This is a genomic window from Colwellia sp. BRX8-4 (assembly GCF_014077345.1).
Taxonomy (GTDB): domain Bacteria; phylum Pseudomonadota; class Gammaproteobacteria; order Enterobacterales; family Alteromonadaceae; genus Colwellia_A.
Map to the genome: position 1 here is coordinate 112,175 of NZ_JACGVS010000014.1, position 13,172 is coordinate 125,346.

Below are 13,172 nucleotides of genomic sequence, written 5' to 3' on the forward strand. Positions count from 1 at the left end.
TTTAACTTAACAACTACTCAGATTAATAAAATATTTTGATGTATGTTATAAACGTTATTATAAGTAATTTAAACGCTAACTGCGAGAGTTAACTTCTTCACTTAGTTTAGAAATAAAGTCATCAACAGACATTTTGCCTAAATCTTCACCACTTCGCGTTCGAATAGCGATTTCGCCTGCTTCCATTTCTTTGTCACCAACAACTAACAAATATGGAACACGCTTCAAAGTGTGCTCGCGGATTTTAAAGCCTATCTTCTCATTTCTCAAGTCTAGTTTTACTCTAAATCCACTTTCTTTTAGTTTTTTAACAACTTTTTCACAATATTGACCCTGTTTGTCGGTAATATTCATCACAGTTGCATGAATTGGAGATAACCAGGTCGGAAACTTCCCGGTAAACTCTTCAATCAAAATTCCAATAAAACGCTCAAGTGAACCTAAAATAGCACGATGAATCATCACTGGGATGTATCTTTCGTTGTCTTCACCAACATAAGTTGCGCCTAAACGCTCTGGTAAAGCAAAATCGAGCTGCACTGTACCACATTGCCAAGCACGACCTAAACAATCCATTAAGGTAAATTCAATCTTAGGACCATAAAATGCTCCTTCGCCTGGTAAATATTCAAATTTGATGTCGCTGTCGGTTAATGCTTGTGCAAGGCCCGCTTCAGCTTTGTCCCAAATTTCATCACTACCAATGCGATTTTCAGGACGCGTTGATAATTTAACAATAACATCTTCAAAACCAAATGAACCATAGACATCGTATACCATCTCGATACATTTTTTTACTTCGGCTTGTACTTGTGATTCCATACAGAAAATATGAGCATCATCTTGAGTAAAACCACGAACGCGCATTAAGCCATGTAATGAACCTGATGGCTCGTTACGATGACAACAACCAAACTCAGCGATACGTAAAGGTAAATCGCGGTACGATTTCAAACCTTGGTTGAATATCTGTACATGACCTGGACAGTTCATTGGTTTTATCGCGTATTCACGCTTTTCAGACTCAGTGGTGAACATGCCGTCGGCATATTTTTCCCAATGACCTGATTTTTCCCAAAGGCTTCTGTCCATCATCATCGGCGCTTTAACTTCGTCATAATCATATTCGTGTAATTTTTCACGAATAAATTTCTCTAACTCAGTGTAAATTGTCCAACCATCGTTATGCCAAAACACCATGCCTGGTGCTTCTTCTTGCCAATGAAATAAATCTAATGTTTTACCAATTTTACGGTGATCGCGCTTTTCAGCTTCTGCTAAACGAACGATATACGCTTTAAGTTGCTTTTTATCAGCCCAAGCTGTGCCGTAAATACGTTGCAACATTTTGTTGTCAGAATTACCGCGCCAATAAGCACCAGCAACTTTCATCAATTTAAAATGATGACAATGACGCATACTAGGTACATGAGGACCACGACACATATCAATGTATTCTTGGTGATGATATAAAGCAGGCGTATCAGTTTTCTCGATGTTTTCATCAAGAATCTGTAATTTGTAGGTTTCACCACGCTCAGTAAACGCATCGTAAGCGTCTTGCCATGAACCTGTTTTCTTAACAACTTCATAACCGGTGCGTGCTAGTTCAGTCATACGTTTTTCAAGTTTGACTAAATCGTCTTCAGTAATTGACTCTTCAAGGTCAATATCATAATAAAAGCCGTTATCAATCGTTGGTCCAATCGCCATTTTAACATTTGGGTATAACTGCTTAATAGCATGCCCTAGTAAATGCGCACAAGAATGACGAATAATCTCAAGAGCTTCGTTATCTTTATTAGTGATAAGTTGTAAAGAAGCATCTTGGGTAATTAATTCACAAGCATCAACAAGATTTCCGTCGATACGACCCGCGATGGTTGCTTTAGCAAGACCAGGTCCTATGTCTAAGGCAACATCCATTACCGATACTGCATTGTCGAATGAACGTTTTGAACCGTCAGGGAGAGTGATAACAGGCATTAATTTTCCTTTATTTCAGTGGCGTCACACACAAAGTGACGCTTGAATATATTTTTAATAATATAAACTATTTCTTTTGGGAAATATTTGAGGTCGCAAATATAGGGGAATTCCCCTTTATTTGCAATATAAAGACAGACTTATCTTTTTGCCATCATTGCCAGCGCCATCGCTTCTGCGACTTTAATACCATCAATACCCGCTGATAATATACCACCTGCATAACCAGCACCTTCACCAGCCGGATAAAGACCTTCGACATTAATGCTTTGCAGTGACTCTCTATCACGGGTAATTTGAATGGTTGATGATGTTCTTGTCTCAACAGCCGTTAATGTCGCATCATTCATTGAAAAACCTTTTATCTTACGTTCAAAGGCAGGTAATGCTTCACGAATAGCGGCAATAGCGTAATCAGGTAAGGTTTCACTTAAGTCGCAATATTTAACGCCGGGCTTGTATGAAGGGCTAACTTCGCCATGCTCACCGCTTTTACGTCCAGCAAGAAAATCACCAACCAACTGCACTGGCGCATCATAATTTTCTCCACCGAGTTTAAAGGCTGTTTCTTCTAAACGGCGTTGAAATTCAATACCCGATAATACGTCTGAAGGATCATCTTTATTAGCAAAGTCGCTAGGCTCAATACCAACAACAATTGCGCTATTCGCATTACGCTCATGACGCGAGTATTGGCTCATACCATTAGTGACTAAGCGCCCTTCTTCTGATGCCGCTGCAACTACAGTTCCGCCAGGACACATACAGAAGCTGTAAACACTTCGACCATTATTACAATGGTGTACTAATTTATAATCTGCAGCGCCTAATATTTCATTACCGGCATTGTCACCAAAACGTGCATCATCAATAACTGATTGCTCATGTTCTATGCGAAAGCCAACTGAAAAAGGTTTAGCTTTTACCGAGACTTTATTTTTAACAAGCATCTCAAAGGTATCACGAGCGCTATGACCTACGGCTAAAGCAACATAATTGGTATCAATACGTTCGCCACTGGCCAGTGTTAAGCCATTAATACGTTTGTGTCCATCAGTACCTTGCTCTTCGTCAAAATGAAATTCGTCAACGCGTTGTTCAAAACGAATTTCACCACCAAGCGCAATAATTTTAGCGCGCATTTGCTCAATCATAGTAACGAGCTTAAAGGTACCAATATGCGGTTTACTCACAAATAAAATTTCTTCAGGCGCGCCTGCATCAACAAATTCATGCAGCACTTTACGGCTATAATGTTTCTTGTCTTTAACTTGGCTGTAGAGTTTACCATCAGAAAAAGTACCTGCACCACCCTCACCAAATTGTACATTAGATTCAGTATTGAGTATTTTTTTGCGCCAAAAGCCAAAGGTATCTTTGGTGCGTTGACGTACTTCTTTACCGCGCTCTAAAATAATCGGCTTAAATCCCATTTGAGCAAGTACTAATCCGATAAATAAGCCACATGGACCAAAGCCAATAACAACAGGTCGTTGTGATAAGACTTCTGGCGCTTGGGCAACAAAATTGTAGCTCATGTCAGGGCTTACTTTTACTTGGCTGTCTTTAGCAAATTTTTCAAGTAATTCTTCATTAAGGCGAGTGTCTACATCAAGCGTATAAATCAACACTATTTTTGCTTTTTTACGTGCGTCATATCCGCGCTTATGAACCGTAAAATCAATTAGCTGATCTTCAGAAATTGATAATGTATCTAGAATAGCCAGTTTTATATCAGCTTCTTCATGATCAAGCGGCAGTTGGATATTTGTTAAACGCAACATAGTGAGCGGTTCCAAAAAGAGAAAAGGGAATTTTTCGGCATTTTACCTGAACATACCTCTCAGTTAAATCAACAATTGAAATTATTGCTAAGCTAGGTATGATCAGCTCGAAAATATTTCATCTCATCAAAAGAGTACGTTATGGCATTTGTAGTTACCGACAATTGTATAAAATGTAAATATACCGACTGTGTAGCAGTATGCCCAGTGGATGCATTTTATGAAGGTCCTAATTTTTTAGTCATCAGTCCTGAAGACTGTATTGATTGTGATTTATGTCCGGTTGAATGCCCTGCAGGCGCCATATATCAAGAAGATGACGTTCCTGAAGATCAAAAAGAATTTATCGAACTCAATGCTGAGTTAGCTAAAGTATGGCCGAGAATAACCGAAGTAAAACCCGCACCTGCCGATGCACAAGAATGGGATGGTGTACCCAATAAAATAGCTCACTTAATTATTGAAAATTAAAATCAGCTCAGCAAAATAAACACATTGCTCAATTATTAACTATACTCACACCAACAGGGTCAATGAATAATTGGTGCATTATGTGGCAATCTATTGAGCAAGCAATCAAAACTGAAACCGGTGAGCAATTCACTATTGAAAAAAAGCGCCTTATTTCAACAAGTGAAAGCAATTTAGCTTACCAACTAAGCAATAAGCATCATCATTACTTTATTAAAATTAAAGATAAAAATCACTTCAACCATTTTGAATCAGAAGCTTACGCCCTAAATCAAATACGTTCTCTTAAACAAATCACTTGCCCCGAAGTTATAGCATTAGGTAGCACCCTTGATAAAAGCTTTATTGTGCTTGATTACATTCCATTTTCACACGCTACCGAAAAACATTGGTATAATTTAGGTGCACAGCTCGCCTTGATGCATAAGGGTTCGTCACATGGACAATTTGGTTGGCAACACGACAATTATATTGGCGACACTTTACAGCCGAACAACTGGCGTAGTAATTGGAAAACCTTCTTCTCAGAACAACGAGTTGCTTGGCAATTACAATTACTGAGCGAAAAATCAATAACACTGGGTAACATTGACCATATTACTGATATTTGCCACGACGCATTAAATCATCACGATGTTAAACCTTGCCTAGTTCATGGTGACTTATGGATGGGTAACTTAGGCTTCACAGACTCTTTGTCAGTCATTTATGATCCTGCTTGCTATTATGGTGACCGAGAAGTCGATATTGCGATGACCGAACTCTTTGGCCAACTACCTTATGATTTTTATCAGGGTTACCAAGATATTTTCCCCCTTGAAAAAGGCTATGAGCAACGAAAGCTCATTTATAATTTTTATCATATCCTAAATCATGCAAATCTATTTGGTGGTATCTATATTGATCAATCGAGAGCTTTGTTATCTCGAATTTTATCATTACATTAATGTTAAAATAAAATTGATTGCACACAGTAAGTTAAATAATTTAGACAACTTTATTTTTGATTTTGTTAGCGATTTTTACAAATATGAACATACTTAATCATCAGTAACCAAAAGAATCTAGGAGGCAAAATGTCCCAGGAATCAAGCTTACAAGCGATAAAAGACAAACGTATTAGCTGCCCTCATTGTGGTCATCACTTACATTTAGCTTTAGATACATCGGCTGGTGATCAAGATTATTACGAAGAGTGCCCTTCTTGTTGTCGAGATATTCACTTAAATATGCATATTGATGAATACCGCCAAAAAATTCAATTAGCGATAGACAGTGATGACGAACAAGTTTTTTAGTAATCATTACTCGTGTTTTCGCTTTAACATTGTTTTTTATAAAGGCTAAATTCACTAGAGAAACATTGCACAACTGCTTTAAACCTATATCATTCTCATCTTGATCATTTTTCTTCTTAAAATGATGGTTTTATAAGCACTCTTCCCTAATGAATATTACTGACTTTAGAAAAAACACCAAAAGCCTAATGAAATTAGCTTATCCTATTTTGATCGCTCAACTTGTGCAAACCCTAATGGGATTTGCAGACACGGTGATGGCTGGTCGAGTGAGTGCAACCGACATGGCTGCAGTAGCGGTTGCTAGCAGTGTTTGGTTACCCTTAATACTAACTATATATGGTTTAGTCATGGCACTTGCTGCCATAGTATCGCAACTTGCTGGAGCAAAAAAATTCCATTATGTTGCCAAAGCGACCTATCAAACCGCATGGATAGCATTAACCTTAGGTCTGTTGTTGATCGTTTTATATTATGCGATCACTCCCTTAGTCATTGAACAGATCCCGCTAGAAAGTCATTTAAAACAATTACTTTTTGACTACTTAGGCTATATCGTTTGGGGTGGTCCGGGTTTTTGTTTATATCTTGTCTTAAGAAACTACTCTGAAGGTTTGTCGCATACCAAACCAACAATGATCATCAGTATCATAGGTTTGTTAATTAATATTCCGGCTAATTATATTTTTATCTACGGTGAGTTTGGCATGCCTGCATTAGGTGGTGCCGGTTGTGGTATCGCCACAGCTATCGTTTATTGGGTTATGTTTGTCTCGATGTTCATTTATTGTTACGTATCAAAAAAATTAAAACATGCCTCATTATTTGAACGTTTTTACTGGCCAAATTGGCTAGAAATAAAAGAAATACTGACGATCGGTTTTCCTATTGCAATGTCATTACTGTTTGAGGTGAGTTTATTTGCCGTAGTCGCAATTATTCTGGTGCCCTTTGGCGCAGAGGTTGTTGCAAGCCATCAAATAGCCATTAACTTTTCAGGCTTAGTATTTATGGTGCCATTAAGTTTAGCTATGGCCGTGACTATACAAGTGGGTTATGCCGTTGGTAATAATGATTTAGCTAACGCGAAAGAAATATGCAATTATTCACTGATATTGTCACTTGTTATTGCAGTTGGTACTGCACTATTAACGATTGCTTTACGCTACCCCATCGCAGAAATATATACGCTAGATAGAAAAGTGATTGAGTTAGCCGCTAGCTTAATGTTTTTAGCTTCTTTATTTCAGTTTTCCGATGCAATACAAGTTATTTCTGCGGGAGCATTGCGAGGCTATAAAGATACGCAGTCTATTTTATACATTACTTTCTTTTCATATTGGGTCATTGGCTTAAGTTTAGGGCTAATTTTAGGGTTAACCAACTGGATAATTGACCCGATTGGTCCTTATGGTTTTTGGATAGGTATAATTTTTGGCTTAACAACCGCAGCCGTATTATTAGCTTGGCGACTCAGTATCATTCAAAAAAGAGTCGAAATGGCGCATTAATAAGCAAACAGTTAATTATTTAAATTGAAATACATAAAACTACTTGCAACTAACATTTCATATCGATAATATGACGCCCGTTGGTTAAAGCAACTAACAATTGCTCGCTTAGCTCAGTTGGTTAGAGTACTTGCATGACATGCAAGGTGTCACTGGTTCGAGTCCAGTAGCGAGCACCAAATTAAAGAACGGGATTACAGCGATGTAATCCCGTTTTTGTTTTAATAAACAAATTGTTACAGCTAATCTAAATAACTATCTCTTATTGATTTGTAGATGGTATCTAAAGAAATTCCCTTCAACAAGTGACCAATTTACTACGGACAGATCCTAAACTAAGTGAGTCTGATGATATAAGGTCTTTAGGGGATAAATTACATGATGATTCCGTGCGACCCAAGAAATAACACCTCTGTACACATGAAGGCGTTGCAAGCTCATATATACTCGCTGATTCAAAAATTACATATTGCGAATTTATCAATAGATTGTAGCAATTAATGTAACAAAATAAATTGTAAATAATTGTCCTGTTATATAACAATGTAATTAGACTTTAATTGACTTTTTTCACCTCTTAACCGTAAATCTACACATCTATTAAACCCATCAACAGTTATCAGAGACTATAAAGACCTTAAGTATGTTCTACTTTAGGTTGGTGTTTCCTATTAATAGGGGTTGTTCTAATCAATTATGTCAGGAAGCTACAAAGCGGTCTTAATTTTTGTTTGATTTATCATAGCCAAAGGTCTGCTTGGCCATTGCCGACATTCATCATAAAACGAATACTAGCTCAGTACCAACAGGGCATTTTATTCTGAAGTGGCTATTTATTATTAAGTTATATTATTCCCGCTAACGATAGTTGCTCTTTTGCAGCATCAATCCTAGTTTTGATGACCTCTTTGAAAGACTTACCATCAATATTTAAAGCAAAATAATAAGTTTCTTTCTTGGTTTCAATAAACCCTACATACCAGCCTAGGGCCTTATCTTTAGCGACTCCACCAGCTCCCGTTTTGGCATATAGTTTATAATCTTCGGTAGTTTCAGCTAACATGATGTCTTTCAACTGCATCAATGAACTTTTCGATACTGCTAACTTATGATTATATAAGCGTTGAAGGAAGTCGACTTGCTCTTTAGCACTTATTTTTATACTTTTATTCAACCAAAAATTATCAATACCTGATGATATATCTTGATTACCATATTGAAAATCAGCTAAGTATTGACTCATTCTCTTTTTATTAATTTTACTTGCTGTATCTTGATAGATAGGAACTGCCGAATACTTATAAGCCTCCCTTAAAGAAATAGGTGCTTCATACCAAATTTTAGGCCACCACTTTTGAATTGGATAATCCGCTATATCAAAAGTAAGCTCTACTTCAGTATTTTTAATGACGCCTGTATCTAAAGCTATAAGGGAATGTGGAATTTTGAATGTTGACCAAGGTGTCATTCGCTTAACAGCCCTTTCGGGATTTATAATGCTGTATTCACCAGACTGTTCACTTTTTAGAACAAAGGTGCATGAGCTATGACATAAAGAATTAGCATGAGTTGCTATCGAAAAACTAAACCCTAGTAAAGAAATTAATAACTTTTTAAATTTTATCATTTTTGTCCAATATAATTATTATGGTTTCAATATGAACTGTTTATTACCAAGCTTAAATCAAGCCACTTCAGATGGTTACGTCAACTATGGGTATTTCAAAACACATAGATTTGACCGAACCAATAATTCTCTCATTACTGGCAAAAATGCCACCACAGCGGACATAGACGGTTAGCTATTACAGCAACCTTGTCCTTCTTGAATTGGTGGGCATTTAACAGTTCCATAAGAACAGAAAACGCAACAATCACCTTTTAAGGGCTTTAATAATGCTTTGCATGATTCACATTCATAGAACCACTGACAGGCATTGGTTGGCATTTTTTCTGTTTTATTATGTCCGCACTCAGGACAAGTTATTGTTGAGTTTAATTTTATACTTTGCATATTATCTCCTTTATAGGTTTTACAATATCTAATACTGACATTACGACCATTAAACTTATGCCAAAGTAGAATAAATAGGTACTCCAACCATATTGCCAAAGAGGATATAGTGTTAGTAAAACAGCTGTAGGACCAAGAATACTTAAAGCACCTCTTAAATGGCTTTTATTGCGATACCAATTATATATATTTACGAGTAACGCAAGGGTAGCGAAAATAGGTAGTAAAGTATTTACTGCAACGCCTTCAAAAGACGAAAGAAATCCCAAACCAAATACGGATACCAACGAGCCTTATGCAGGAAAACAGGCAGTACAACTAAGGGCTGCTATCCAAACCCCACCAGAGCCAACTTTATCGAGTAATTTGTTTATCATATAGAATCATTCCTAAGTAATTTATCATCACGATAAACCCCGTATACAGATACGGAGTCAACAATTACTTTAATGAGTCAATAATAGGGCAAGAATATTGGTCTTGATTGGTTTTACATGAATTTGTCATTTTACTAATAACGCTCTCTAGACGCTGTAAATCAAATATTTTATTTCGAATTATATCCAATTTTTGCAAACCTAGGCTTTCTACTTGGGCGCAGTTATTTTCCATAGACATTAGTGAGGATATTTCTTTTAATGTAAAGCCAAGAGCTTTTGCTTTAGCGATAAACCTAAACTTGTCTGCAATAGCACTACTATATAAACGATAACCATTTTCTGGCTTAATAGGTTGAGAAATAAGTCCTTTTTTTTCATAAAACCTTATGGTCTCAATATTTATATCTAACTCTTTGGCGAGCTTGCCAATTGTCTTCATACCTATAGTCACTTATAAATTTATATGACGATTTCACCCAAATCACCTTTGAAGTAATATTCTACTACATCCAAACTATAAAAGGTTCATGACTGTTTTTTCTTACTAATTTTGACGCGAAAAATTATAAATTATTTCAGGTGTCCGCCTACAATGATTAGCAGATCACCACGCATAAAAGCTCGAAGTTGATAACTGGCAATAGTCAATGATGGTTTGCCATTGTTCTTGGCTAAGCGTAATTCTCATGTTTATCTCCTAAATTAAGTGTGGAGATAACATACCCGATATCAAACGCTAACAGCAGGTGCCGTTAGCTATAAGGTTACATATAATGTATTGCCTTATCAGTATAGACTTTGCTTTGCTTAATAATGATATTTGGTTTATAACTACGGTAAGAATATTAATAAATCGCCCCAATTGATGACTAATAAATCCATAAAAAATAAATCGATTCGTCTTAGAATAATCTTTTTAATTATTTTGGTTTTTACTCTTGTATTAGTGTTTTTTTCATATTTTTTAAAAGATTTTATTACTGGAGTTGAACAAGATTTAGGTAAAAAAATGGTGCTTCAACATGCCATTATCAACAAAGAAAAAGCCCTCAGTCATTTTACACAAAACTTAAATCTAGTTAAACGTTCCTTGCTCAATAATACATATCAAGACTGGATGAATAATAACGATAATGAAAAATTTAAAACAAAAGCGATTCAGTCTGTTGAAAAAGACTGTCAAGTTATAGATTGCTATGGCTGGTTTATCCTTTCAATTGCCCCCCTTACTAGTATTGATTGGAATAAAGAGAGCAATACCATAAAAACGGTTCCGCTGAAATTAGAAGAAAATTCTTGGCTACCAAAAAAGCTAAAAGAAAATAATGAGTTTTATGTCGATGCTGATATTAATACTATTGATGGAAACACCTATGTTTTTTTTGATTATATAGTAAGAGAAAATGATCAAGTCATTGGAACGGTTGGAAGCTACGCATTAGTCTCAACTATTACTAATCAATTACTCAGTACCTCTAACCAAGATATTTTAGATGTACTTATTGATAATCATGGTGTATTTCGTACTAGTTTGAATGAAAATACCAGTCGTTATCATCCCTCTCTTTCAAAGTTTTTGTCCAACAAAGAATGGCATCAAGTCATCGGGGATGATCTAGATAAAAGCAGCTTAATAAAACTAAAAAATAATACTAATAGTCATTCGGTAAAAACGATTGATATCAGAATTAATGAAGTTAATTATATAGCCGCTATTGTGTATATCGAGGAAATAGAATGGTATGCAATGAGTTTATTTTCAAAAGAAGCAATGGAAGGAAGTATTGTTATTCTGCCTCTCTTTTTAGTTGGCACCCTACTTCTTTTTAGCGTTATTGCACTTACACTTTATTTTTTGAACAAGCTGGTTTTTAAACGACTTATCGTGATGAACAAATCAGTTAATAACATTGCATTAGGTAATTATAAAGACTTAATTAAAGATTGTCGTTCGGATGAATTAGGTACTTTAGCTCAAGGGATAAACACCATGAGCCAAGAAATTTCAAAGAATCTATCAAAGATAAAGTCTCAGAATAATGCGCTAAATGATGCTATTGATAAAGCAAATGCAGCAAATAATGCAAAATCTATTTTTCTATCAAACATGAGCCATGAAATAAGAACCCCTATGAATGCAGTGTTAGGTTTTGCTGAAATAGGAAGAAACACCAAAGTTTTATTTGAAAAAGATGATTCACTTGAACAAATACAACGTTCAGGTGAACACTTACTGCAAATAATTAATGACGTATTAGACTTTTCTAAAATAGGATCCAAGCAACTTAAGTTGGAAAAAATCTCATTTAGCTTTAGTGCTATTCTTAAAAAAATAACACAAATTTGTAAGTCGGATATTGATAAAAAAAATATATCATTAAATTTCCTATTAGATGATTCGATTCCTAGCCACTTAATTGGTGATCCACTAAAAATAGAACAAATCATCATTAATTTGGTTAGTAATGCTATAAAATTTACGGAACATGGCAGTATTGATATTAACACTCGTCTAAAAAGACAAAACGAAAATAACGTTATCATAGAGTTAAGTGTTAAAGATACAGGAATAGGTATAACGCCAGAACAACAAAAAAACTTATTTATAGCTTTTTCTCAAGCCGATAATTCAATCACTAGAAAGTTTGGTGGCACAGGATTAGGATTAGCGATAAGTAAGCAATTAGTCGAAATGATGGGGGGGGAAATCACACTAAAAAGTGAACGAGATAAAGGCACTGAATTCACATTCACCATACCTTTGACATACTCTACTGAAAAGTTAGAGAAAAAAATAGAAGAATCAGCTGATTTTGATTTAGTAAAATTAAAAGCAGCTTTGTATGGAAAAAAAATCTTGCTAGTTGAAGACAATAGAATCAACCAAATTGTAGCTAAAAAAACACTAGAGCCATTAAGTATTTCAATTGATATAGCAGAGAATGGATTACAAGCAGTAGAAAAAATGAAAAACAATACTTATTCTTTAGTGTTAATGGATATACAAATGCCTGAGTTAGACGGACTACAAGCCACAGAACAAATTAGAATGTTTGATAATGATACTGTAATTATTGGTATGTCAGCTCATGCTAGTATCCAAGATACTGAAAAAGCGATTAAATCAGGAATGAATGATTATATGACTAAACCCATTAAGCAAAAAACAGTTTTTTTGATGATATCAGAATATATCTTTTAGTTCTTCAGGTAACTAACACCAAATAAGTCTATGCCTTTAGAAGCAAAATTTAGGAGATAAGGTAATATGTTTCTTAAACGTTCATGATGATAGTAACTAGTCTATTTTTAGATGTGATTTAAGTAGTGTTATCGGTACTCCTCATAAAAAATATTAATTAAGCCACCCATAATAACTTGTTTGTTTTTTCAAAAACATTAATTAAGCCACCCATAATAACTTGTTTGTTTTTTCAACAATAAACTACACTTAAATCACCCCTGTTAAGTGTGGTGATTGTTATGCCTAAGCCTCGTTCACAACAAATCAGTTTATCTGATACGCCGTATTATCATATTTGCAGTCAAACCGTTCGCAAAGCCTTTTTATGTGGTATTGATAAAGAAACCGGTGTCAGTTATGAGCACAGGCGTCATTGGATTGAACAGCGCATTTTTACATTATCTCAGGTGTTTGCTATTGATATTTGTGCTCACGCTGTCATGAATAATCACTTACATTTAGTCCTTCATGTTGATAGTGAAAA

The 13,172-nt window shown here is 35.4% G+C and carries 10 protein-coding genes, 1 tRNA gene and 2 pseudogenes; 7 read left to right on the forward strand and 6 right to left on the reverse strand.

The annotated features are described in order from the left end of the window. Positions 1–75: 75 nt before the first annotated feature. Together thrS and H4J56_RS13015 are read right to left on the reverse strand one after the other, a co-directional pair. Positions 76–1,986, reverse strand: coding sequence for a threonine--tRNA ligase (gene thrS, locus H4J56_RS13010; RefSeq protein ID WP_182259446.1), 1,911 nt, complete (start codon positions 1,984–1,986; stop codon positions 76–78). A 140-nt stretch (positions 1,987–2,126) separates the two neighbouring features. After that, entirely contained in the window at positions 2,127–3,770 is a 1,644-nt protein-coding gene (locus H4J56_RS13015; protein ID WP_070373748.1) for an NAD(P)/FAD-dependent oxidoreductase, read from the reverse strand. 141 nt (positions 3,771–3,911) lie between these two features. Here H4J56_RS13015 and fdxA point away from each other — a divergent pair, with 141 nt between their 5' ends. From fdxA to H4J56_RS13040, 5 genes are all read left to right on the forward strand, one after another. Beyond that, entirely contained in the window at positions 3,912–4,241 is a 330-nt protein-coding gene (fdxA, locus tag H4J56_RS13020) for a ferredoxin FdxA (RefSeq protein ID WP_182218013.1), read from the forward strand. Between the two features lie 62 nt (positions 4,242–4,303). Continuing rightward, entirely contained in the window at positions 4,304–5,188 is an 885-nt protein-coding gene (locus H4J56_RS13025; protein ID WP_259368196.1) for a fructosamine kinase family protein, read from the forward strand. Positions 5,189–5,317: 129 nt separating this feature from the next. After that, complete coding sequence (locus H4J56_RS13030) at positions 5,318–5,539, forward strand: CPXCG motif-containing cysteine-rich protein (RefSeq protein ID WP_070373751.1); 222 nt, start codon at positions 5,318–5,320, stop codon at positions 5,537–5,539. 149 nt (positions 5,540–5,688) lie between these two features. Further along, positions 5,689–7,050, forward strand: coding sequence for an MATE family efflux transporter (locus tag H4J56_RS13035; protein WP_070373752.1), 1,362 nt, complete (start codon positions 5,689–5,691; stop codon positions 7,048–7,050). A 102-nt stretch (positions 7,051–7,152) separates the two neighbouring features. Further along, positions 7,153–7,229 (forward strand) — tRNA-Val (locus H4J56_RS13040). Positions 7,230–7,894: 665 nt separating this feature from the next. Here the strand turns inward: H4J56_RS13040 and H4J56_RS13045 are convergent. The 4 genes and pseudogenes from H4J56_RS13045 to H4J56_RS13060 all read right to left on the reverse strand — a co-directional run bounded on the left by H4J56_RS13045 (position 7,895) and on the right by H4J56_RS13060 (position 9,883). After that, positions 7,895–8,677, reverse strand: coding sequence for a class D beta-lactamase (locus tag H4J56_RS13045; RefSeq protein ID WP_182259447.1), 783 nt, complete (start codon positions 8,675–8,677; stop codon positions 7,895–7,897). 171 nt (positions 8,678–8,848) lie between these two features. Beyond that, positions 8,849–9,064, reverse strand: coding sequence for a GDCCVxC domain-containing (seleno)protein (locus tag H4J56_RS13050; protein WP_182218009.1), 216 nt, complete (start codon positions 9,062–9,064; stop codon positions 8,849–8,851). After that, positions 9,052–9,441 (reverse strand): annotated as a pseudogene (merC, locus tag H4J56_RS13055) (organomercurial transporter MerC). Before merC ends, H4J56_RS13050 begins: the two are co-directional and overlap by 13 nt. Positions 9,442–9,505: 64 nt before the next feature. Next, positions 9,506–9,883, reverse strand: a complete 378-nt coding sequence (locus H4J56_RS13060) for a MerR family DNA-binding transcriptional regulator (RefSeq protein ID WP_182221982.1) — start codon at positions 9,881–9,883, stop codon at positions 9,506–9,508. 426 nt (positions 9,884–10,309) lie between these two features. On the opposite strand from H4J56_RS13060, the gene H4J56_RS13065 reads away from it, so the two are divergent. Continuing rightward, entirely contained in the window at positions 10,310–12,646 is a 2,337-nt protein-coding gene (locus H4J56_RS13065; protein WP_182259448.1) for an ATP-binding protein, read from the forward strand. A 281-nt stretch (positions 12,647–12,927) separates the two neighbouring features. After that, positions 12,928–13,172, forward strand: a pseudogene (locus tag H4J56_RS13070) (transposase); the annotation flags it as partial.